General features: G+C 69.5%; 21 protein-coding genes. 9 read left to right on the forward strand and 12 right to left on the reverse strand.

The genetic code is table 11. From position 1 onward, the window contains the following. Positions 1-23 precede the first annotated feature (23 nt). The 3 genes from OG522_RS41020 (at position 24) to OG522_RS41030 (ending at position 2,043) form a co-directional block, all read left to right on the forward strand. Positions 24-248: a hypothetical protein gene (locus tag OG522_RS41020; protein ID WP_329468681.1), complete on the forward strand. Its 225-nt coding sequence runs from the start codon at positions 24-26 to the stop codon at positions 246-248. A gap of 71 nt (positions 249-319) precedes the next feature. Further along, complete coding sequence (locus OG522_RS41025) at positions 320-1,162, forward strand: hypothetical protein (protein WP_329468683.1); 843 nt, start codon at positions 320-322, stop codon at positions 1,160-1,162. A 746-nt stretch (positions 1,163-1,908) separates the two neighbouring features. Then, positions 1,909-2,043: a hypothetical protein gene (locus tag OG522_RS41030; RefSeq protein ID WP_329468684.1), complete on the forward strand. Its 135-nt coding sequence runs from the start codon at positions 1,909-1,911 to the stop codon at positions 2,041-2,043. Between the two features lie 3,239 nt (positions 2,044-5,282). Here OG522_RS41030 and OG522_RS41035 read toward each other — a convergent pair. The 3 genes from OG522_RS41035 to OG522_RS41045 form a co-directional block, all read right to left on the reverse strand. Next, on the reverse strand, positions 5,283-6,566 hold the full coding sequence (locus OG522_RS41035; protein WP_329468686.1) for a hypothetical protein: 1,284 nt from the start codon (positions 6,564-6,566) through the stop codon (positions 5,283-5,285). Then, positions 6,563-6,772 (reverse strand): hypothetical protein, encoded by a 210-nt coding sequence (locus OG522_RS41040; RefSeq protein ID WP_329468687.1) that lies wholly within the window; start codon positions 6,770-6,772, stop codon positions 6,563-6,565. Before OG522_RS41040 ends, OG522_RS41035 begins: the two co-directional genes overlap by 4 nt. Positions 6,773-7,268: 496 nt before the next feature. After that, on the reverse strand, positions 7,269-7,463 hold the full coding sequence (locus OG522_RS41045) for a DUF397 domain-containing protein (RefSeq protein WP_329468688.1): 195 nt from the start codon (positions 7,461-7,463) through the stop codon (positions 7,269-7,271). A gap of 132 nt (positions 7,464-7,595) precedes the next feature. Here OG522_RS41045 and OG522_RS41050 point away from each other — a divergent pair, with 132 nt between their 5' ends. Together OG522_RS41050 and OG522_RS41055 are read left to right on the forward strand one after the other, a co-directional pair. Then, positions 7,596-7,850 (forward strand): hypothetical protein, encoded by a 255-nt coding sequence (locus OG522_RS41050; RefSeq protein ID WP_329468690.1) that lies wholly within the window; start codon positions 7,596-7,598, stop codon positions 7,848-7,850. 65 nt (positions 7,851-7,915) lie between these two features. Beyond that, the gene (locus tag OG522_RS41055; protein ID WP_329468748.1) at positions 7,916-8,860 is read left to right on the forward strand and encodes a zeta toxin family protein; all 945 of its coding nucleotides are present in this window, start codon (positions 7,916-7,918) and stop codon (positions 8,858-8,860) included. Between the two features lie 397 nt (positions 8,861-9,257). Here the strand turns inward: OG522_RS41055 and OG522_RS41060 are convergent, their stop codons facing one another. Next, positions 9,258-9,608, reverse strand: a complete 351-nt coding sequence (locus OG522_RS41060) for a hypothetical protein (protein WP_329468691.1) — start codon at positions 9,606-9,608, stop codon at positions 9,258-9,260. 247 nt (positions 9,609-9,855) lie between these two features. Here OG522_RS41060 and OG522_RS41065 point away from each other — a divergent pair, with 247 nt between their 5' ends. The 3 genes from OG522_RS41065 to OG522_RS41075 are packed head-to-tail and all read left to right on the forward strand — an operon-like array spanning position 9,856 to position 13,809. Next, positions 9,856-10,257, forward strand: a complete 402-nt coding sequence (locus OG522_RS41065) for a plasmid mobilization protein (protein ID WP_329468692.1) — start codon at positions 9,856-9,858, stop codon at positions 10,255-10,257. Next, positions 10,254-11,747, forward strand: a complete 1,494-nt coding sequence (locus tag OG522_RS41070) for a relaxase/mobilization nuclease domain-containing protein (RefSeq protein ID WP_329468694.1) — start codon at positions 10,254-10,256, stop codon at positions 11,745-11,747. Before OG522_RS41065 ends, OG522_RS41070 begins: the two co-directional genes overlap by 4 nt. A gap of 31 nt (positions 11,748-11,778) precedes the next feature. After that, a complete protein-coding gene (locus tag OG522_RS41075; RefSeq protein ID WP_329468695.1) occupies positions 11,779-13,809 on the forward strand; it encodes a hypothetical protein in 2,031 nt (676 codons plus the stop codon). Positions 13,810-13,878: 69 nt separating this feature from the next. Here the strand turns inward: OG522_RS41075 and OG522_RS41080 are convergent, their stop codons facing one another. The 8 genes from OG522_RS41080 to OG522_RS41115 are packed head-to-tail and all read right to left on the reverse strand — an operon-like array spanning position 13,879 to position 22,040. Further along, positions 13,879-14,379: a DUF4913 domain-containing protein gene (locus tag OG522_RS41080; protein WP_329468749.1), complete on the reverse strand. Its 501-nt coding sequence runs from the start codon at positions 14,377-14,379 to the stop codon at positions 13,879-13,881. Positions 14,380-14,381: 2 nt separating this feature from the next. Next, a complete protein-coding gene (locus OG522_RS41085; RefSeq protein ID WP_329468697.1) occupies positions 14,382-16,160 on the reverse strand; it encodes a type IV secretory system conjugative DNA transfer family protein in 1,779 nt (592 codons plus the stop codon). Continuing rightward, positions 16,157-17,629, reverse strand: coding sequence for an ATP/GTP-binding protein (locus OG522_RS41090; protein ID WP_329468699.1), 1,473 nt, complete (start codon positions 17,627-17,629; stop codon positions 16,157-16,159). Before OG522_RS41090 ends, OG522_RS41085 begins: the two co-directional genes overlap by 4 nt. A gap of 17 nt (positions 17,630-17,646) precedes the next feature. Next, positions 17,647-19,149, reverse strand: coding sequence for an SCO6880 family protein (locus tag OG522_RS41095; protein WP_329468700.1), 1,503 nt, complete (start codon positions 19,147-19,149; stop codon positions 17,647-17,649). Next, a complete protein-coding gene (locus OG522_RS41100; RefSeq protein WP_329468702.1) occupies positions 19,136-20,422 on the reverse strand; it encodes a hypothetical protein in 1,287 nt (428 codons plus the stop codon). The genes OG522_RS41095 and OG522_RS41100 overlap by 14 nt, the downstream gene beginning before the upstream one ends. Beyond that, positions 20,422-21,201: a hypothetical protein gene (locus OG522_RS41105; protein WP_329468703.1), complete on the reverse strand. Its 780-nt coding sequence runs from the start codon at positions 21,199-21,201 to the stop codon at positions 20,422-20,424. Before OG522_RS41105 ends, OG522_RS41100 begins: the two co-directional genes overlap by 1 nt. Before the next feature lie 43 nt (positions 21,202-21,244). After that, a complete protein-coding gene (locus tag OG522_RS41110) occupies positions 21,245-21,547 on the reverse strand; it encodes a hypothetical protein (RefSeq protein ID WP_329468704.1) in 303 nt (100 codons plus the stop codon). Then, positions 21,540-22,040, reverse strand: a complete 501-nt coding sequence (locus OG522_RS41115) for a DUF6668 family protein (RefSeq protein ID WP_329468705.1) — start codon at positions 22,038-22,040, stop codon at positions 21,540-21,542. Before OG522_RS41115 ends, OG522_RS41110 begins: the two co-directional genes overlap by 8 nt. Positions 22,041-22,330: 290 nt before the next feature. On the opposite strand from OG522_RS41115, the gene OG522_RS41120 reads away from it, so the two are divergent. Then, on the forward strand, positions 22,331-22,780 hold the full coding sequence (locus OG522_RS41120) for a helix-turn-helix domain-containing protein (protein WP_329468707.1): 450 nt from the start codon (positions 22,331-22,333) through the stop codon (positions 22,778-22,780). The last annotated feature ends 98 nt before the right edge of the window (positions 22,781-22,878 follow it).

A 22,878-nucleotide genomic window follows, 5' to 3' on the forward strand; every position in this document is an offset into this window, starting at 1 on the left:
TGTCGCAGTGTGAAACTGGGGCCATGGCGACGTATCCGAGGGTCGAGTGCCCGGTGTGCCGGGGGGTGTACGGCGGAGCTCCGACCACCGCACTCGGGATGGTCAGCGTGCACGATCACAAGCGCGAGCCCCGTAGTTTCCAGCTCTGCCCCGGCAGCATGGCCCGCGTTCCGATGCGGGACGCTTCCGCCTATCAGGACGAACTGCCCGACGAGGTCACCACGGTGGAGGAGCCGACCTTGTTCTGAGCGACGGTGTGACACCTAACCGTCACGTGACGATTGGGCGGGGCGCCGCTAGAGTGCTCCGTAAACGTCACGTGACGATAGAGGGGGTGGTCCGGGTGGGTACCTGCCCGGTCTGTGGCACCGATCTGCCCGCCCAGCGCGGCCCGCGGGCCCGGCGCTACTGCTCACGCGCCTGCCAGGCAAAGGCCTACCGGTCCCGCCAGCGCAGCCGCGACGAGCACCGCCAGGACCCGGCAGCCGAAGAGCAGTTGCTGGCGGAGTACGCCGATGTCCCCGCCGTCCAGCTCGCCGACCAGTTGGCCAGCGCGGCCCGCCGGCTGGCCCTCGCCCTGACCGCGGGCCTGCCCGCCGACGACTTCGATCTCGGTGAGGTGGCCCGGGTGCCGCTCGTCCTGGCCGCCCGTACGTACCGGGCCGCCCCCGCAGCACAGGCCGTACACGGCCTGCCGGCCGCCGCGGCGCCGAGCGTGACCGCCGTTGACCTGGCCGCCCCCGCCAGCGAGCCCCAGAGCCACCCGGAGCGGGCCCGCCAAACGACACGTGACGATTCGCGGACGGAGCAACGAACCGCCCCGGCGAAGCCCCGAGCAGAGGGATTCGAGGCCCGCCCGCAGAAGCTCTCCGCCAAGAAGGCCGCGGCGGTTGCGGACGCGGCGGAGCTGGTCCGGCACCCGGAATGGCGCGAGAACCACCGATGGATCCTGCGGAGCGGAGAGACGGTGCTCGGCTACGTGGAGCCGTCCTACGGTGGCACCTCCCCGTCCGGCCGCAACGGCTGGCGCGGCCGCCTGGCCAACTCCGCGGCCGCGGGGCGCGACCTCTGCCCGACGCGCCAGGCCGCAGCCGTACAACTGGCCCAGTCCTGGATCCGGCTGGTCACCACCGCCCCACGTCGGACCCTGACCGTCGACTGATCCTCTACGCGCGGACGGTTCACGGGGCTGACCGAGATACGGGACAGACGGGCAATCAGTGGATCTTGATCCGGTAAACGTGCTGGTCAGCTCCCTGCCTCCGGGCGCTGTATCGGGCCCGTAAGGCACGCCCGAAGCGCGTTTCAGGAGCTCAACCCCCTGCCGCAGTGACCCGACGGCACGGCCAGGCACCCGAGGCCCCGTCACCGGGCCCGGCACACCACCCCACCCACCCCCCACGGCAGCGGGTACCCGGGGTGCCCGGCGCCTGGGCAGGTCTGTGACTGGTCGCAGGGGGTTACCGATCTCTCGGTGACGGCACTGTGCCAGGCCCTCCTGGGGTAGCAGCCCGCTCCTGACGGCCCGGTTCTCGTATTGACACGCAGACGGACCTGTAGCGGAGACCGGTCGCTCCGCGGATTGTTGGCAGACCGTGATGGCCGCCGCCTCTTACCGTCGGCATCGGGCGCCAGCGGGCCACCTGCCCCCGAGAAGAGAGGGAGAGCCCCGCTCGATGCGCGGTGCCCACTCCGACCGAAGCGGAATCGGGTGTGTGACCGCGAGCAATGAAGAACTATCTCCGGTTGCCTTTATCGAGGTCCTCTCGGGACCCTGGTCCATCTCTCACTGCCCGAACCCGGCGCTGAATGATTCCCTTTCCGTGAGGGGGAGTGCTGCTACTGTCAGAACATCCCACTCAGCAATTTCGTGGGCGCCAGCAGATCTATCAGGAAGGAGGTGATCCAGTGTCCGGCAGGAACCTCGACGAGGAAGCCAAGCCGGGCCTGAGCAAGCGGGAGTTAGCCGTCCAGACGTTCATGCTGATTGCGCGCGCCAGCCAGGCCGCGTACTGGATGTACAAGCTCTGGAAGCTGCTCTAGCAGCGAAGATGGGCCCGACCGCGCACACGGTCGAGCCCATCCAGGTCCGACTCTGGGCCCCACGATCTCGATCCATTAGAGGCGTGGGGCCCACATCTTTGTGGACCCAATGGGCGCCAAACTTTTCAGAATTGGCACTCAGGCTCATGATACACGAGATGGGCAATTTGGCGAGCGCCGAAATGGGCCCTCGTTGGCCCGGCTATTTTCAGGCAATGCCGGGTGGGGGAATTTTCGAAAATTCCGAGTCGTGCGACTGCGGAACTCCCTCTGGATCTCGAATTGTAAATTTAAATTTGCGCCTCCCTATTTCAAGGGTGCTCAATTCTGTTTCGGTCCGGCGGGGTGGATTTCGGGGAGCGGGGCCGGCGCTTCGAGCGCAGCCGCTTCGGCTTCGGGGACGAGGGTCGGCGCTTCGGGGACAGCCGCTTCGGCTTCGGGAGCGGGGGCCCGCGCTTCGAGCGCAGTTGCTTCGGCTTCGGGGACAGCTGATCCGGTTTCGGGAGCGGCCTGGTTCCCGTCCCGCCGCGGTCCCGTATCGAGACCCGGGTCAGGCCGGCGAGACCGATACCGGGTCTCACCCGGCTCCGACTAGACCGGTCCGGGGGACTCTGCTTCAGCGACCTGAAGCCGTAGTTCGGGGACACGGTGGTGTCCTTCAAGGACACGTTCAGGGACACGGCGCAGTTGATCAAGGACAGTGCGTCCCCGCGACAGCCCGCCTGGCGGCACGACGACACGACTGTGCCGTCACGGGAGACCGTGACGGTGTGACGGCACGGTGTCCCGGTGTGCCGTGTCGGCGTCTCGGCACACGAGTTCGTCGCTCTCTGTGACCGGCACAAGTTTCGTGGACCAGTCGGGTCGTCCGTTCCGCGAGGGTCGTTCCGACGGTTCCGGGAGTCGTTCCGACGGTTCCGCCAGTCGTTCCGCGAGGGTCGTTCCGACGGTTCCGCCAGTCGTTCCGCCAGTCGTTCCGCGAGTCGGGTCGCCAGTTCCGCGAGCCGTTCCGCGAGGGTCGGTCCGACCGTTCCGCGGACCGTGAACGCGAGGCTCGCGAACCCTCGTGAACCGTGGACCGTGAACGCGGAGTTCACGCTCACGGTCCACGAGCCACGGACCGGTGAGCGCGCTCACGGACCGGTGGACCGTGTACCGGTACACGGTCCGTACCGATGAGCGAGCTCACCGGTACGTGGCTCGACGGACGGACACGACAGAATCGGCACGTCCGCGCGTACGGGGACCGTCGAGGCTTGGGCGCAAAGGGGTGTACGGCTACTGACGCCGTACAGGGGAACCGCTTCCCGCCCAGTCGGGAACTGGATTCCGGCAGTTCGAATCGCGTATGCCCCCTTCCGGTAGGGAGCCGTACGGCCCCCTCTATGGGCAGGCTGTACGGCCCCTGTACAGGGGCCGTACCGGTAGGGCACGTCGTACCGATACGACCCCTGTACAAACACATTTACCGGTGAGCTCGCTCATCGGTACGGACCGTGTACCGGTACACGGTCCACCGGTCCGTGAGCGCGCTCACCGGTCCGTGGCTCGTGGACCGTGAGCGTGAACTCCGCGTTCACGGTCCACGGTTCACGAGGGTTCGCGAGCCTCGCGTTCACGGTCCGCGGAACGGTCGGACCGACCCTCGCGGAACGGCTCGCGGAACTGGCGACCCGACTCGCGGAACGACTGGCGGAACGACTGGCGGAACCGTCGGAACGACCCTCGCGGAACGACTGGCGGAACCGTCGGAACGACTCCCGGAACCGTCGGAACGACCCTCGCGGAACGGACGACCCGACTGGTCCACGAAACTTGTGCCGGTCACAGAGAGCGACGAACTCGTGTGCCGAGACGCCGACACGGCACACCGGGACACCGTGCCGTCACACCGTCACGGTCTCCCGTGACGGCACAGTCGTGTCGTCGTGCCGCCAGGCGGGCTGTCGCGGGGACGCACTGTCCTTGATCAACTGCGCCGTGTCCCTGAACGTGTCCTTGAAGGACACCACCGTGTCCCCGAACTACGGCTTCAGGTCGCTGAAGCAGAGTCCCCCGGACCGGTCTAGTCGGAGCCGGGTGAGACCCGGTATCGGTCTCGCCGGCCTGACCCGGGTCTCGATACGGGACCGCGGCGGGACGGGAACCAGGCCGCTCCCGAAACCGGATCAGCTGTCCCCGAAGCCGAAGCAACTGCGCTCGAAGCGCGGGCCCCCGCTCCCGAAGCCGAAGCGGCTGTCCCCGAAGCGCCGACCCTCGTCCCCGAAGCCGAAGCGGCTGCGCTCGAAGCGCCGGCCCCGCTCCCCGAAATCCACCCCGCCGGACCGAAACGCGAACCGCAGCCCACACCCCGAAACAGAAAACACGGCCGCCGACGCGTGAGGACGGTGGGAGCGATTTCGGGGTGCTGGGACGGGAGCGTGCTGTCCGTCGCCTGGCAGGGGCGCGCCCGTCCGCCCTGAGGAATGGGCCTATGCCCGGGGTGAAGCTTTGCGTCTGGCGGCGGTGCCCAGCGGCGGCGTCCGGAATCCTCTCGCCGAAGCGGGTATGGAAGGAGCCGAGGGCTGGCGCGTGGTGCTCCCGGGGGCCGGTGCTGGCCCGGTCGACAGGCCGATGGTTGGAGGCTCCGGCGACTAGACAGGGCCCGGACCAGGCGAAACAGCCGGTCCGGGGCGTGCGGGACGGGTCCGGCCGGTGTGGTCTTGGTCACATTGGCGCCTCCGATCCGGGGCGGTCGGAGTGAGCGTGGGCGCTGCGGCGCAGGCCCGGCCGGGGGCGGTGGCCGCCCGGGACAGCGCTAAGCGGAATCTCCGGGCACCGGTCTTTGAGCCCGCCGGACGCCCCGCATCGGGGTGGTGCGGACCGGCGCCGCCCGGACTCCTACTTCCTGCCGTCCTTGCTTCGGCTGCGGAACCGGCGGAGGAGCACCCGGCCCAGCTACCCACTGACAAGGCTCATGGCAGAGCCACCGACAGTCAGAGGCAGACCATCCCCCTGGGGTGCCAGAAGTGTCACCAGCCGCAAACGGCGGTGATCGTCACCCGAGGGCCCGCCCCCGGGCCCGGCCGGTGGCCCCGGCGCCCCATCCGGCCCGCCCGCACGGCCAGTGGGTACCCCGGGTACCCGGCGCCCGGGCAGGTCTGTGACTGGTCGGCGGGGGTCACCGATCCGTCCGTGACGGCGTTGTGCCGCGCCCAGCTGGGGTAGGCAGTCGCCCGGCACTGGCACCGCGCCCGACGTCAGGTCCGGGTGTGGACGATGCGCGGGCCGGATGGGGCGGTCCGGCCGGGCCGGTCGGGGTGGTCGGCCCAGGCAATCAGCGGGTCGAGGTAGCGGGCGAGCGCGCGCGAGCCCCGCGCGTAGCGGCACTGCCGCTCGATGATGTGGACCGGGGCGCCGGTGTGCTGGAGGTGCCGCACGCGGCCGCGCCGCATCGAGTGCCCCGACCAGCGCGGCAGCGTCCGGCGCAGAGCCCGCCGCCGCAACCGGAGTTCGGCCCGGTGTGCGTCCCGTGCGGCCGGGTCCTCCACGGTGGCGAGATGCTCGCGCTCCACCCGGGTCGACAGCAGCTCGACTTCCGCCGGTTCCAGGGCCCGCACCAGGCGGGCGATCCGGGCGCAGCGCGCGATCAGGTTCCGTACCGCGCGGTCCCCGAAGCCCCCGGCCCGGGCCGGGTCCTTCGGAGGCCGTCCGGCCGTGGTGATGCGGTTGTGGCGGACCCGGCGCAGCAGCGGCCCGCTGGTGATGCGGTTCGCGTCCAGGACCGCCGCCCAGGCCCGCCAGGCCGCCACCGGGCAGGCCGCGTCGCCGCTTTCGAGCAGCTGGATACGGTCGGCCGTCAGCCCGTACGGGTTGGTCTTGGACAGCCGCAGCGTGAGGGTGAGCCCGGCGACTGTGAGCGGGGCGCCGCCGTCCGGGTCCGGGTACTCCACCGTCACCTCCGCGACGTCGCGCAGCCGCAGGGTGCCGGGCTCCGAGGCGCGTCCGGCCATGTGCCAGGCCAGGATCAGGGCGAGCGCGTCGCGCACGCCGGCCACGGTCGTGCGGTCGAGGGTGGCGAGCATCGCGAGCAGGTCCGCACGGCTGCACTCGGCCGCCTGGAGGGCGTCGCCCTGTCCGTCGTCGTCCTGGGCCTCCGCATGGGCGCGGGCCGCCACGATGCCCCGGATCAGGACCAGTTCGGAGGGCAACACCAGCACCGCGGGCCGGGCGGCCGCCAGCTGCCCGATGATCGTGGAGACATAGGTGGTGATCGTCTCGGCCGGGTGGTGCAGCGCGGCCAGGTGGGCGGCGTAGTCGGCAAGCGCCCCCGCATCGGAGTGGAGCCGCCCGTTCTCCCGGCACCAGGTGACGAACGCGCCCATCCGCGAGAAGCGGCCCCGGGTGGTGTTGGCCGGGACGCCCGAGGCCCCGAGCGCTGCCGTGGCGGCCGCCACGGTGTACCCGTCGGGGTGCAGGACCCGGCCGCCAGGCAGCAGGGTGTAGCCCGATGCGTCGGGAAGTCCGGTCGCCACGGCGGTCATGCCGCACCGGTGCCGAGGGTGTTGGGGGCCAGGTCGAAGAACACCACCGCGCCGTCCGCCCCGTCCTGGGTGCGGGTGACCGAGTCGCGGACCGTCTGGAAGACCTGCTGCCGGGTGTGGTGCGGGGCGGGGGTGATCAGGCCCTCGAAGGTCTGCGGCCCCTGCGCCGAGGCCAGGGTGATGATGAAGTGCTGCTGCACCGCCATGGGTGTGGTGCCCTCCCGGTCGCCGACGGCCCGTCACGCCCCGGGCCAGACCATCACGTTGGGTAACTGTGCCTGTCTCCACCAAGTTTACCGACTCCGGCACAGGATCGGTAAACACCCCGTCGCCCCGATTAGGCGTCAAAGATTGTTGACCCGATGAACTGATCACAATCCCCGACACCGACCACGGCCGCCGCCTCCGCGACGCCCTCATCGCCGGTGCCACCGAGGACACTCACCGATGACCAACCGTCGGACGACCTCACCCGCCAGCAACAGGAGCGGCTCACCGCCTGGAGCAGGCGCATGGGCAACCGCGACAAACCATCACCCGCGCCCGCCTCGCTGGACTGCCCGACCCTGAGACCGGCTCCACCGACTGGGACCTACGCGCACCCCTCTCCGAATCGGTGTCCGCAGGGCTGGGCGAGGCCTAGTTGCAGTGAGCGAGGCGATACTCGCGGCCTTCGTAAGGTTGGAGCTCCGGAGACCTCGGCTAGCGCGAGCCGAGCGCCGTGAGGAAGCCCGTCCAGGCCCCGGAGCTGACCGCCAGGCCCGGGCGGTCGAGATCCTTGGAATCACGTACGGTCACACCGTCGACGATTCGGCGTGACACCTCGACACACGCGTTGTCGAAATCGTCGCTGTACGAGCTCTTGTGCCACCCTGTGGCTGGCAATCCCGTCACCATGAAAACCTCCCTTAATGAGGCGCGGATGCGCGCTTGTGTCGCGCAACTGCCGCGCACGATCCGTCAGTCTAGGAGTCGGATCACGCCGTCGGCGGCCGGTTGCGGGGGTTCGCACCCGGGCAGGCCAGGGGCATGACCACCGATCCATACACCGAAGCTCTGGCCGAGTACGGCCACGCCCGCCAGCTGCACCGGGCTGTCATCGCGGCCTACAGCGCCCGTATCGCTTCCATTGCACACGAGCAGCAGGCCGCCGACCTCAAGGAACGGCGTCGCAGACTCGTGGCAGAACAACAGACACTCAGCGATGAGGACCGCACGCGAGTCCGGCAGATCCTCGCGGAGTTCCCCGGCTTGCTCGCCGCTCTTCGGGCCGGTGCCCAGTGAGTGAACCGGGACGGATTCTGTCGGATGCCGAGCTGGACACGCTGTATGCAGACGCCATCACGCCGATGCTCGACAGACCCGCGCGCGAGCATCCTCGCGTGCTCATCCTGGGGGGTCCCCAAGGGTCGGGAAAGAGCACGGCCCTGCCGCTGGTTCAGCGGCAGCTGAACATGACCGAGGCGGTACGGCTCGACGGCGACGACATCATGGCGCTGCACCCGCGCTTTGAGCCGTACGCACGCGTCCATGGCGGACTCGCGGCTGCCCGTCTTGTCGCCCCTGACTACCGCATCCTGGTCGCCCGGATGCTGGAAGAGGTCCGCCAGGCCAAGCAAGACCTTGTCCTCGTCGGCCCGTACACACACCCTGAAGCCACGTTCGAGCGACTCGACTACTTCCGCGCAGAGGGGTACGAGGCGGAGATGGCCTACATGGCCGTACACCCGGCCCGGTCCGAGCTTGGCGTGATGCATCGGCACTACCAGGCGATGACCGACGGCACGGGCTACAGCCTCCTGATCCCGCTTGAACTTCAAAGGTCCGTCATCGATGGCACCCCCAGAATCCTAGATGCCGCACAAGTGCGGGGAACGGTGCGAGCCTTGCACGCCGTGGGACGATCCGGGGTGCTCGCCAGCACTCGTCGTCAGGCCGACGGCTCATGGACTCCTCCCATCGCGATGAGTGCACGGGTCGAGGAGATCCGGAGGGAGCCGTGGAACCGGGAAACACAGGCACGGTTCCAGCAGGACCGAGCGGACGTGGCGGCCATTCAGGCAGCCGACTGGGTGGAGCGGCTGGCATCCGTCGACAGTCTCGCGGTGCCGATGCTGACAGCGGCTGTAGACGGCTCGGAGCCTGATGAGGAGCTCCGAAACGTCCTCCGGCTAGGCGGACTTGGATTCGGGCCCGCCACTCGTGCCGAGCGGTCCGGGTGGTCACAGGAAGGGGCGGGCGGGGGCAGGGGTAGCGAACACGATCGGAGCCACAGCAACGGGCTGGACCGCTAGCCCAGTCCCACCCGGAAGCCGAACGGCCAGCCCCCATACTGGCGCCCTGAGCGGAGCGCCCACGACGGGCTCAGCCACCGCGCGGCAGCGGCCAGATCCCCCTCAGCCCCAGACAGGCGATGCGGTCGCCTCGCGCGCCGTAGGGTTGAAGGCGGGGGTACGGTCTCCGCCCACTTCGGCGCACGTGCCGTCGGCTAACCTCCGCCCCCCACCTCTCCCTCGCAGCCAGACGTCTTACGGGGTTGGGCATACGGGTCGGACGGCGACGGCGAGGCCACCTAAGCCGGTCACCGGATCCGTACCCCCACCGACGGCGAAGCCGGGGCGGCGGGGAACTAAACGACAGACGGGCGGGGCCCGGCCGCGCATGCGGCCTGGCCCCGCCGGATGCTGGTCGTCAGACGCCCGCGGAATGCTGCGGGGTTGGAGACTCCGAAGCCTGCGGAGGCACCACGGGCGCGGAGCCAGTCGCCTTTGCAGGCTCTTCGCGGCGAGTACGCCGCGCTCGCTTGGGCGCCTTGACCGCAGGTGCCTTGAAGCCCAACCGCCCGAGCTCCTCCGCGCTCCACCCGGCGGCCAGAAGGTCAGCCCACGTGCGGGCCGTCTCATGCTCGCGCTCGATGAGCGCCGCTCGGGCCGCCTCCTCCGCATCCAGATTGCGCTTGTGGCTCTCCACAACTGTCAGCCGCTGGTCCAACAGTCTCTGAGCGGCCTTGAGCGTGGTTTCGAGATCAGGTGTGTTCGCCATGCCCCGCAGCCTAGCGACATCACGTCAACGCGTGTGCTACGCCAGGCGATTCGACGGCTACGGTCGACGCGCGGACCGACTGTGGCTCAGCCACTAGCTTGCTCACCCTCTGCCCGGCACCCAGTGAGCAAGCTAGCAGTTTGGGTAACCCAAACTGGCTTTTCCCCTCGCCTGCCGTCGGCGAGGGGTGGCACACTGACGTGTGATCCCCGGTGTCCGGGGTCGCTTCGCTGGGAGGAAGAGAAGCGTGGACGAGGAGTTGACGCCCCGTCGGGCAGCATTTCCCGGAAAGAAGTTGAAGCGGGTCGAGGAGGGGAAGCGCCAGCACGTCACCAAGGTGCTGATGAGTGACAAGGAAGCTCAGCTTGTGCGCGGGCGCGCCATCGCCCTCGGAGTGAGCGTGCCGCGGACCCTTGTAGAGGCTGCGACCGGTGTTCCGCCGCTCACCCGGACCGAGCGGGATGCGATGTACATGGAGGTCATGGCGGTTCGCCGTCTGTTGGCCAACATGGCCAACAACCTTAATCAGATTGCTCGGGCGCTGAACGCCGATGCCGAGTTCTCCCCAGACCAGCTCAGGGCGGTACTGGACCGGCTGCCGGGCACGATTGAGCGTGTCGAGGAGATGGCTGCGAAGTACGCCGCATGATGCCCAACATCACGCGCGGAACTGATACCGCCGGATTGGTGCGGTATCTGTTCGGGCCGGGCCGGGCGAACGAACATACGGATCCGCGGATCGTCGCCGCGTATGAGGGATTCACGGCCGAGGGAGAGCCCCGGTTCGAGGGCGGATCCCCCCAACTGGCTGCGGTCGCGGCTGACCTGGACAGCCCACACGCACTGTTCGGCACCACGGTCAAGGACGGCCACGTCTGGCACTGCTCGATCAGTCTCCGGTCGGACGACGGACCCCTCACAGACGAGCAATGGGCCACCGTCGCCGGCCGCATGGTCGAAGACATGGGATTCGCTAACCGCGACGGTAAGGCGCCGTGCCGGTGGATTGCTGTGCACCACGGCACGAGCACGAAGGGGAACGACCATATCCATCTCGTGGTCGACCTGGTGCGCGAAGACGGCAGCAAGGCCGACGTCTTCCGCGACCACCCGCGCAGCCAACAGATCTGTGCCGCCATCGAGCTGGACATGGGCCTGAGCGTCGTTGAGGGCAGGCGAGGCCGTAGTACTCCGGGAATCAAGCGCGGAGAGCAGGAAGCGGCGGCCCGCCGAGGGCATTTCGAACCGGAGCGCCACACCCTGGCCCGTCGCGTGCGGGCGGCCGGGGCCACCTCCCGGAGCGAAGCCGAGTTCGTTCGAAATCTGCGAGCCAGTGGCGTCATTGCCCGGCCCCGCTACGCGAAGGGCGGCCGCTCGGAAGTCGTTGGCTATTCGGTCGCGCTGCACATCAAGGCAGGAGATCATCCACCCCTGTGGTTCCCCGGCGGAAAGCTCGCCCGGGACCTCACCTTGACCCAACTGCGGCAGCAATGGCCGGACACCGATCCGGCGGACGCCGTAGCCGTATGGAGCGAACGATCGGATGCCCTGACAGAACGCGGGGCACCGAACGATCTGCTCCGGGATGAGACCGCGTGGGAGATGGCAGCCCAGCAGATCAGCGAGGTACGTGCGCGGCTTGCTCAAGTGCCCACGGATGACGTCGTTCGGTGGTCGCAGGCCGCCTACGACGCAGCCGGAGTCATGGCGGTTCTCAGTGCCCGCCTGGAGGAACGACCGGGCCCTCTGGCGAAGGCAGCCGATGTACTGGCACGGTCGGCACAGCGCAGTCATGAGGACCGTCATCGACCTATGGCAGTACCTCCCGGCCAACTGAGAGGGGCAGCAATGGCAGCACGGTATTCCCGCTCGAACGCGGCGAGCGCGCTCGGTCAGGCGCTCATGCTCCAGGCGATGCGCAACACGATGCGCGCGCTCCACGATCTGCACAAAGCCCGGCAGGAACGGCAGCAGGCGGCTGAGATCGCGCGCAGTGCCCAGGGCGATCTGGCACGACTGCAACACTCGCGCGAATGGCTCGCGTCCGGCCCCGGATCAATCCGCCGGCCCGGAGGCCAGGTTGAGAGGCCCGGACCGGAGAACGGACCGCAGGTCCAAGGTCCCGACCGCGACCGATAAGGCGGTCCACGCTGCCAGCAGAGGGGAACAAATGGCCCAGTATGACGACTCAACACGCGAGGTCTACGACGCAATCTCGGAGGCAATGGCCGAGTCCATCCGGCTCTTTGTCACCCTTGCGGCGCTGGCGGCGGAGATGGCGATCGAGGCCCGCGAGGAACGCATGCGTCTCGCCCGCGAGGCCGACGAGGAGCGAGCCCGTGCGGCGCTGGAGCGGTTGCAGGCTGAGCGCGCCGCGGCCGAGCCATTGCTGAGAGCGGCACATCAGGAACGGTTCTGGCGCGACCCCGATGCGCAGCGCATCGCGCGGAGTTGGCAGGCGGCCGCCGAGTGGGCGGCGCACGGCGACCCGTATGCGGCCATGACGCTGGAGCACATGCGCGATCAGCTCAAGGAGCGCTTTGGGATCGAGGTACCGCAATGGCAGGTGGAGGGCCAGGACCTCACCCGCCTTCTGGCACTGTCGGACCCGGCATTCCAGCGCGCTTTGGAGCAGGCACAGGAGGCCGCCACGGCGCTGCCCGGACTCTCGTACGCCGTCCTGATCCGGGACGTCGACAATCCGTACGAGGTGGCTTTCCGCGGTGAGGTGTCGGCACCTTTGGGCCGAGAGGCTCGCGCCGTGGCGGCGCAGGAGTACCAGGCGTGGGCCGCAGGCGCAGGCGCCGAGGTGATCCAGGACCGCAGCGCACGGTTCGTCACGGAACTCGTGGAGAACACCGGCGATCCGCAGGCCGCGCACGTGCCGGCCGCAACCGTCTATGGCGATCAGGCCGCGGCTTTGCTGGAGGACGAGGCGGCGCAGCTGCGCGGCATCATCGACGGCAACCGCAGTGATGCCAGCGTGGCGGAGCGCTTCTATGCGCTGTCGGTGGAGTCTGAGCGGCTGCGCGAGGAGGAATGGCGGCGGATCGCGAGGCGTGAGGACTACCTGAAGCGGCTGGACGCAGGCGGCTTGTCCGCGGCCGATGAGAAGCGGCTGGAGGGCAATGTGGCGGCCGTAAGCGAGGGGTTGGGGACGCTGCGCCAGGCCCAGGCGGACACGGCGCTGGAGATGGCCGCCACGGCTGCCGAGATCCGCGGCGAGAACCCGAGCCGGGTGGTCGAGGCGGCGCGGCTGACAGACACGCTCGATGACGGATGGTGGGCCACCGCCAGTGGCGAGGAAATCGCCGGGGTGTGGGGGCATGTCCAGGAGTGGGAGGCGGGACAGGCCCGCGAGGACATGCAGCGTGAACTCATCGGCAGGGTGGAGCGGCAACATGGGGTCGTCCTGTCCCCGTCGGCCACCCCGGAGATGGTGGCCGGACTGTTCGGCGGGCCGGGCCGGACGGGCCAGGCGGTGGCGTTGTCTGCTGAGGGTGAAGTCCTGCGCAGCGAGGCTCAGACCGCTTTCGCCCAGTCCTTCGACGCATTCACCCGGGCCACCCGGCTGGAGACGGAGGCGGAGCGGCAGAGCGGCGCGTACGCCGATGAACTGCGCGTCGAGGCGGCCCGGCTGGTGGACCAGGCGGTGAAGGTGGGAGAGCGCGGTACACGGCTTCTGGACCAGGGCACGTGGCTGGACGCGCAGGCCGCTTCCACCGTTGCCAGGATCTACAGCGACAACAGCGGCGCGGCCGCCGAGCAGCTCGCCGAGGAGTTCGCGAAGCGGTGGGGGCGGCCCCTGTCCGAGGAGGCGAACGGGCAACTCGCCGAGGCGGTGCAGCAGATGTACCGCAACCCACTCGCTCCGGCCGTGGAAGACGCGCGGAACGGTCCCGAGGCCGCCGAAGCCGGTACCGATCCTGCCTCCCTGGCCGCGATCCCTGGCCAAGTCCTGCGCGGTGTGGAGGAGGCCGTGGAAGGTGTCGCGGACGGCCGGGAGGATGAGCGGCGGGCCGAGGCCGCGCAGGCCGTGAGCGGGCTCGGAGATGACGAGGTTGCCGAAGCCGTACGGCTGGGCGCCCTGGGCTATCCGAGGGGTGCGGAGGCGGCCACGGAGCGGGCCCCGGCGCAGTCGCGGGGGCCAGCCCCGGAAGGGCGGGAGCACGGGCGGGAGATCGAGCGGCAGGGCCTGTAGGCGGTTACGCAGGGACAGCGCGAGAGGGGCGGCCACCACCGGTGGCCGCCCCTCTTTCACGATGCTGTGTCAGCCGGTTGAGGCGCCGTCAGGGGCACCGGAGAATGCGGGGTCGAGCCACATCAGCGGGTTGGCCGGCTTCAGGGGCAGCGGGTCCAACCGGACGTGCTTAGAGGGCTTGCACATCGCGAATGGGCCGGTCTCGGGATGCATCAGCGCCCGGAGATGCGGATCGGCATGGTGCAGCCACCAGGTGGACATGCCGAGGGCCGGGTCATGCTGGAGGTGCTCCCAGGCACGCCATACGGCGGCCAGCCGGGACAGCGCCTCAGGATGGCGCCACCACTCGTCACACCAGGACTGGGAGGAGCTGGGGATGCGACGCCGGATGATCTGCGCGAGGTAGTCGGACACGAACGCGTCGAGGTTCGAATACACCAGCGGCGGAGGCTTCTTGGCTTTCTTCCGTTTGCCGCCGCGCTTGCCTTTCGGGGCGGCGGAGGATTCCGGCGAGGCGTCCTGGGCGGAGCCGTCCTGCGGCTCGGGCACATCCGCCCATTCGTCGTCCATGATCACGCGTGCTCCGTTGCGGTGTCGGTGTCGTCCGCAGGGTCGTACCGGTCGATGGAGGCCTGAACCTGGGCGGCCCAAGGGTGCTCCCACCACGGCACGGTTTCCACGAGCACGGCGGGGGTCTGGGAGGCCAGCACGATGGCACGGCCCGAGCCGACTTCCACCAAGTCGGCGACGTCCAGCGTCTCCTCAGGCTGCGTGGAGTAGGTGGTGGACCGGCCGGAGGAGAACAGCCCGCCCTGGCCGTTGTTCGGCTGGCGGGTGACGGAACGCCGGTGCGCTTCGTATTTCTTGATGAACGAGGTGATGTCGCCGAGGAACTTTGCGTCCAGGACGCCGCCGCCGTAGGTGGACACGTTCGCCGACGACCACAGCTTGCCCATGCCTCGCTCCCCCCAGACCTCCACACCCTGGTCCCAGGACTGGAGGATGGTCATCAGGTTGATGCCGCGCGAGCCGTAGTGGCTGTAGAGGGAGGGGAGGTTGGCCCACTTGCAGACGTTGGCGGCTTCATCGAGGACGCCGAGCATGGGCCGGGCCAGGCGCCCGCCACGCGAGCGCATGGCGGTCTGTTCGGCCGCCTCGCACAGCGCCACCGACAGGGCGGTGACGAGCGCACCGGCGGACCCGGCGCCTTCCCGGGAGATGAGATAAATCGTGTCACTGTTGGTCGAGAAGGCGGCCGGGCTGAACTCCTCGCGCTTGTCCAGACCCGTGGTGGGCGTCACCCAGCGCGTCACGTCCGGGTTGCGCAGGATCGCGGCCATGCGGCGGGCGGTCGAGAACACGCCGGAGCGTTCCTTGTCCGCCGCGTCCAGGGTGCCCCGGACGCTGTCGGCGGACAGCTCATAGTCGGGCCCCGCTTTGCGCAGGATCGCTTCCGGCTCGTAGTCGCGCTGGTCGGACAGCCAGCTGTAGACCTGGGTGATGGGCCGCTTGTCGAGGGCTGCCGCCAAGAGAAGGTTCGCGAGGAGCTCCCGCCCGGCGGGCTCGAAATGCGCGTCAGATGTGGAGTTCTCGCCGCGCGAGTCCATGGCGAAGTGCCCCGCGAGTTCTTCGGCCCTGGCGATGCTGGTCACGTAGGTAAGGGGGTTCCACCACCAGGTGGTGGGCGGTTCGCCGACGATCTGCTGAGGGTCGAAAATCCACACCCGGCCGAGCTCCGAGCGCGGCCCCCGCGTTGCGTCGACCACGTCCCGCTTGTTGGAGGTGACGAAGCACGGCGCCGCCCCGTGATCCATGATCGCGGGAATGGCCCGGCGGGTCGTCTTGCCGGTCCGCGGCCCCCAGATGTCGACGTACGTGTCCTCCACGGTGCCGTAGAGCGGCTGACGTCCGATCACGGCACGGCCGAGGAACACGCCGATTCCCGCCGTCGAGCCGAGCCGTTCGGCGGTGGCCTGCGCGTGCGGCTGCGAGATGCGGGCCAGGGCCTTGCCCTTGCCCATGTGGCGGGCGGCCGCGTCGATGGGCTGTTGGCGGGCGCGGTAGCCGCGCACGGCCCGGACGCCGGCCACCGCGGCGACTGCCAGGGCGGCGCATTCCAGGACCAGAACCACGGTGGCCCAGGCGCCGGGCCAGGTATAGGCGCCGGTGGCCAGCTGGAGCAGGAGGGCGAAGGGGTTGGAGGGCGGGGCGGGTTGTCCGGCCAGGGCGGCCCCGGCGGCCGCCGATGTCCAGGCGGCGGCCGCAACGGCCAGCACCACGGCGCAGGCGCCGACCAGCAGGTATGGCGAGACGTCGCCGCCGGGGCCACGCTGCTTGTTCGTGGCGCTCATACGGATGCCGCCTTTTGCCAGCGCTGGTTGGTGTTGTTCACATCGAGCTCGGCGGGGGTCAGGTCGACGTGCAGCGGGATGCCCGGCCGACCGCCCACCTTGATCAGGAAATTTCCCTGACCGGGCGGGGCGATGTCGTGAGTGTCGGAGGTGGCCCAGGCCGGAGGCGTCGACCACTCGGTGATCATGCGCTGTTCCACACTGGAGAGGTCCACCACCTGCGTCAATCGGGGCATTTCCTCCATCGGGAGCCCGCCGCAGATGACCATTCCGCTTCGCTCCACGAAGCCCATGGCCTTGAGCCGGTCCTCTTCCGAGGGCAGCGCAAGCAAATCCTTCATCGTGTGCGTGATCATCGCGGTGCCAATGCCCCGGGTGCGGTTGAGGCGGGTCAGCGCGTCCACCCGGTTGACCAGGCCGCGCCCGGCCCGCAGCACGCGCCACAGCTCATCGAGCACGAGGAAATAGTGACGCTGCGGCTCCAGGCCGGCATCCGAAAGAGCCTGCGCGGCCGCCACCGCGCCGAACCCGTACGACCAGCACGACAGCAGCGCGGCCGCCTGAAGCAGTTCCTCACTGTCGTCAATGCTGCTGATGTCGAACACCACGGGCCGGTCCATCCGCATGGGCTCGGTGGTCTGCTCGGCGAACGTGTCGCCCAGGCGCCCCTCCCCCAACAGGCCGGTCAGCGACGATTCCAGGTTCTCGGTGATGTCGCGGTACCGGTCGATGCTGCCCCGGTCCAGGGCCACAGTACGAACCGCTTCGGGCCCTTCCTTGATGACCTGCACCAGGTCTCGCAGCACCGGGACGCCCTGCGTGTGCCGCTCATCAAGCACCTTGAGCGCGGCATTCAGGATGGTCTCTTCGCGGTCGGTAGGCGGGGCTGAGCGCAGGATCGTCAGCAGGGCGGAGACCGAGTTGAGGCGCCGCCCGTGCGCGTCGGCGAGCAGGGCCCTGCGGGCATCGCCGGTCAGCCGTGCGGCGGCCGCCGACGACTCGCCGGGGTCAAGGACGTTGAGGTAACCGCGCCCGCGCCCCAGGGTGATGACCTGTCCGCCCAGGGCCCGGATCAGGTCCACATAGTCGGGTTTCAGGTCCCCGAAGATCAGCGGCTGGACGCCGTAGCCGGCCAGCCCGAGCACCATGCGGCGTACGAGGGTGGACTTGCCGAGGCCGGGCTGACCGAGCACGAACAGCGACGGGTTGAGGATCAGCCCGGCCCGCATGAACCAGGAGATGGGGTCACAGCACACGGTGGCGCCGCTCATCAGGTCCCGGCCGAGCGGCACCCCCTGCATAGGAGTGCCGGAACCGGCGCCGAACGGCCACAGGCCGCACACCTGGACGCTGGTGCCGCGCCATTCCGTGGCCGGGTCGAGGTAGAGATGGGCACCGCCGCCGGGCCCGGCCCAGCCGCGCAGGCCAGGCCGGGAGCGCGGCGGGGCGGTGGTCTTGGTGCGTGCCATGAACTCTCCCCCAGGGATTACAGGTTGTCGCGCACGGTGGACGGCACCATGACGTGCGCGGGCAGGACCAGGCCGATGGGCAGCGCGGCCGCGAAGGAGGCGGCCTGCGTGCGCGTCATGCGGCGCAACCGGATACGGGCCGGGGCGGCCAAGTTGTCCATAGCTGCCTCAGCGCGCGGCAGGTCGGCGCGGTCGGTGACGGTGGCGGTGGCCAGTAGGGCGAACCGCACGACGCCGGCGCCGGTGGCCTCTTCCTCTTCGGACTGGCGGGCCGCCTTGACTGCCACGTCATCACGGGCGCGGTTCCCCTTGGTGGAACCCGCTTTGAACTCGGCGTCACGCTTGTCGCGCTGCACGATGTGGGTGGCCGAAGCCGGATCGTGGGGCCGGTACAGGAGCGTGACCCGCTTGCGGGCGATGTCGTCGGACGGCTGGAGGAAGCCGGTCAGCACCGAGGAGAGGACCGCGCCGCGGGGCGCTTCGGACATGGACCAGGTGATGGAGCAGGCCCCGTCATGCGCGTAGGTGCCCACCGCTTCGTCTGAACTGGCCGGGCCCGCTTCATCCCAGGTCAGGCCGGTCCCGCCGGAATGCTGGGCCTCTTCGACCAGGGCGGCAACCGACGGGTCGTAGGCGATGCGGACGGCTTCGGCGAGTTGACGGGCGGTCATGGGACGGGCCGGGCCTGCGCCGGTCATGGCCAGTGTGGAGGTGAGGCCGGGCAGCCGGTGGCCGATCAGGACGGCCATATCGTCGGCGGTGCGGCGCTCGTGTCCGGGCCGGGCCGCCCCCGAGTACGTGAGCGTGATCCGCGTGCTGATCTGCGCAGAACCGGCCGGGTAGGTGGCCAGCACGTCGCGCAGCATCGCGGCAGCAAGCGGCGGAGCGTCCGGGGAGAGGTTGGTGTTGACTTCCTCGGCCAGGCGGATGCCGGTGTCCGGGGCGGTCTCGACCGTCACGCTCGCGCCGATCAGACCGGGCTCGGTGGCCAGGTTGGCAAGCCACTGCCCCCAGTGCGCTACCCAGATGTCGACCTGGTCCTGATCCACCAGCCCCGCGCCGTCGGCGTCGCAGCTGAGCACCACGGCGTGGTGATTGGTCGGGTAGGACAGCATCGCGAACGGCCGACCGTAGGCGTCCTGGGCCTCCATCAGGGTGGAGGAGGCGGCCAGGCCGGGCAGTGTGCAGGTGCCGTAGCCGGTCCGGCCCAGCGGGCCCGACCGGTAGTAGTCGGCACCCGCCTTGACGGTCATGCGCCAGCCCAGCGCGGCACCCATGCGCACCATCAGCGTGCGGCCGTCGCGGTCCCGGACGGCCATCGGGGCGAGGATCAGGCCGAGCAACAGGAGCAGGGCCACGGCTGCCCACAGCGACTTTATGGCGACGAGTACGACAAGGATCATCCCGGCCATCAGTACGACGGTGCCCACCAGGCCGAGCGCGCCGACACCGGCCGTCTGCGGGCGGCGCCAGTTGCCGTAGGTGCGCTGCTGGCGCGGCCCGGGGCTACTTGCTGCCATGGGGGACCCCTTGGTTGTCGTCACGGTCACTGGCGGAGCGCGGGCGCGGGGCCTGCGGCGGGGGTGTACTGCCCCGCGGCCCGCCGGAGTTCGGTCCGGTGGGCGGGGCGGGCGGCTGACCGCCCTGGTTTCCGTGCGGGCCGGAATTGCTGGGCGGGGGCGCGCCGCCGCCGGACGGTGGAGGCGGCGGGGGCGGGGGGCCGGACGGCGGCCCGGGGCGGTTGGGAGGCAGCTGGGCACCGCTGGTCTGACCGCCCTTGGCCGCGCCGGTGGTCCCGGCTGCGGCTTTGCTCGCCCCGAGGGACTTGATGGCAATGGCTCCGGTGGCGATGGCCTGGCCCGCACCGGCCACTGCGGCCCCGGCGGAGGTCCCGCCGCTGGTCGCGGCGACCATGGGCATGACGAACTTCATCATCGCGGGCAGGGTGAAGGCGGCGAGCAGCAGCAGTACGACACCGCTGATCTGCGTGAAAATGTCGCTGGTCTTGGTCTGGCCAATGGAGGCGAACGCGGCTGCGTACACGATGGCTGCGGCAGGCTTGTACAGCACGAACGCGAGCAGCCAGCCCGTGCTTTTGCTGAACCATGCTTTGCCCGCCTCGGTGGAAGAGGCGGCCGCCGACAGTGGCAGCGTTCCCGCCAGCACAATGATCATGGCGTTGCGGACAAGGACGAATGCGATCTGGATCAGGCTGCTGATCATGATCAGGAGGGCGAGCAGCAGGATCAGGCCCTGTCCTGCGGCACTGGTCCCGCCGAACGCGGTCAAGGCCAAGACCCGTTGGCCGAACATGTCCACACAGTGCGAACTGGCCTGATCGGCAGCTGAGCAGCCTGTGGACCGGTTGACGATCCAGATCGAGAACGAGTCGGACGCCTTGGAGAGCAGGTTGATCGCCCCGACACTGGCGCCGGAGACCACCACCAGGCGCAGGAGGCCGGCGGCCGCGGTTTTGGCGGGCTCGCTCTTGCGCTCCCACACCATGCGCCCAGCGGCTATGAGCAGGCACAGGACCGCAATAGCGCTGGTGAGCCATGCCGTGCTGTCCCGCAGGAACCACACGGGGCCGGTCTGTGAATCGGGGTCCAGGTGGGGGCTCGGCAGGCCCAGCCAACCCGTGGTCAGTTCTTTGACAATCCAGCCCGCGCCGTCGGAAAAGCTCCCCACGATCGAATCGAACGCGGAGTCGCCGGTCTTTTTCGCTCCCCACTTGGCGATCGAGCAGGCTGCGGTGACCGCCGGGTTCAGGGTGCTGAGAATGTCACAGGACATCAGATCCCACTCCAGGCGATGTACCCGGCGAGGTTGTCCAGCTGCTGGCTGGGCGCCTGGGAAAGGGCGATCTCGGTTTTCCAGTCGCCGCCGGTCCACCGCATGGTTGAGGCTCCGGACGCGAGCGCGCCGGACTTGGCCCGCCACACCAGCTCGATCACGGCAGTGTCGGCGTTGTAGGTCACAAATTTGAACCCGGCGAGCTGCCCGTGTTCATCGGGGCCGACTGCGGCAGAAGTGCCTTGACTGTTCTCGAAGTTCTCGCGCTGCTGGATGTAATTGATCTTTCCGTCGCCGGTCGTCTGCTGGTCGATGATCGGCCGCCAGTCCTTCGCGGACATGCTCCGGGCCGTGATCTGTACCGAGGCGATCAGCGCGCCCAGCGGGGTGTGGGCGTAGCAGCGGGCCACGTCTCCGTTGACCTGTGCCGGTCCTGCGGTGCGGGTCGCGGGCAGGGCGAACCCGCCCACGATGGACCACGTAACGACGCTGGCGGAAGGCGGGTCGAGCGGGATACGGGTGTCGCTGTCTGTCAGTGCCGGGCAGACGCCCGGCGGCAGAGCCGGGCCCGAAGCGCTTGCGGTTTCCGCCGGCGTCGACGGGGTGGACGCTTTGGCCTGCGCGGGTGTGCTGTCGGAGGGGCCTCCCGTCACCGCCACGACGGTGCCCAGCAGCACGATTCCTGCGACGAACGCGGCCGATGCAAGGAACCATTTGCTCGCAAATGGACTGGCCGGCTGGTCGTTCTGGGTCTGCGCATCCCGCTGGGGATCCGCCATGTCATGCCCCCCTAGGGTGAGTTCGCGGTGTCAGGTCCGCAGATCAGAGAATCGCGTTGACGATCGGGCCCGCGCTCGCGGCGAGGATGCAGCCCGCCAGGACCTTGCCGAGCATGCTCATGTGCTCGGAGCCCTCACCGGTCCGGAAGCTGGTGAACATTTTCGCGGCGACGATGAGGATTCCGACGACCGCCAGGGCGGAGACGCCCCAGAACACCCACCCGAGCAGGGTGGTGACGTTGCCGACCACATTGCCCGGCGGGTTGGTGGACTTTGGGATGGGCGCATCGGCCAGGACCAGGAAGGGGCGGGCGGTCTCATGGGCCGCGATGAGCAGGTCAGACACGGTGATGACTCCCCGTTGAGGATGTGAGGCGGGTCAGCTCGTCGCCCAGTGCGGTGAGTTCGCGGGGCGGGCGGGCGGTGGGCGGCTCACCAAGGCGCCAGCCCTCCACCCAGGGCAGGGCCCAGGTGCGGGGGACTCCACCGGACACGAGGCGGCGCAGATCGCGCAGCGGTCGCGGCAAGCGGCGCTCTGGTGAGTACGGCGTGAGGACCAGTCCGAGCAGGTCAATGCCCGGCACGGCGCCCGACGCCCATTGGGCGGCGGCTGCCTGAGCTGCCGTCAGGCCCCCGAAGTCGGCTCGGGCGACGAGCACGACCGGGAGCGTCCAGCCAGCGGCCGGTGCGGGCCACAGGCGCCCGGCGTCCTGCCCGCCCGGCACGGCGTGGGTCAGGGCGGTGACCCCGGCGCCGCCGTGGCAGCCCAGCCACCACCAGCCGCCGAGGTGGGCGACAGGACGGGGCGCAACCGGCAGTCCCCCGGCGGGCCGTGGCACACCGTCAGGCTGCGGCCACACCCGAACTATTTCGTTTGCGGATGCAACTGTTGATGGTGCTTGATGGTCCTCATTGGTAGGGCTCACCCGGGAGACCCACGGGTTCACATCTGCCACGTCCAACCCCCTCCCCTCATGTGTGGTGCCCAGTAGTTTAGACCTGGGACGATGTTTCATCGCAAGACGTTATCTGGTGTCAACTAAGAGTATCTCTCGCTATCCTGACGCAAGTTGATGGACTATGAGGACTATTGAGGCACAGGGGGGATCTGTGGCTAGGATGCGCCACCATGACCGATCAGGAGCCAGGGCCGCTCGCCCCGTATCCCACCGTGCTCACCACGGGCGAGGTGGCGGAAATCCTGCGCATGGGCTCCCAGCTCATCGCTGCAATGGCAAAGCGGGGCGAACTTCCCACAGCGTTCAAACTGGGCAGCGGCCCCCGAGCGCAGTGGCGCTTCTTGAAACGCGCGATAGCCGCCCTGGTGGAGGGCAACAGTCCCGACCGGACGACCGAGCAGCTCGCACAGTATCCGGCGGTACTGACAACAGCCGAGGCCGCCGCAGTGCTGCGGCTAACCCCCGGGCGTACCGCGGCCCTGGCCACGCAGGGCGAACTGCCCGCGTTCAAGGTCGGAACCGGCGAGCGCGCGCAGTGGCGCTTCCCCCGGCAGCGACTTGTCCAGCTGATCAACACACCCTCCACACCGGAACCGGACACCACGCCGCCCGCCGGGTGAGGCTCGCGTGAGCGCCTTGCGCGGCGCAGCCGTGGCGATAGTCAGCGGCGGCGCCGCCCTCACCGTCGGTGCCCTCATGCTCGGCCTGGTCATCGCCG

Origin of the sequence: Streptomyces sp. NBC_01431 (assembly GCF_036231355.1) — a bacterium.
GTDB lineage: Bacteria > Actinomycetota > Actinomycetes > Streptomycetales > Streptomycetaceae > Streptomyces.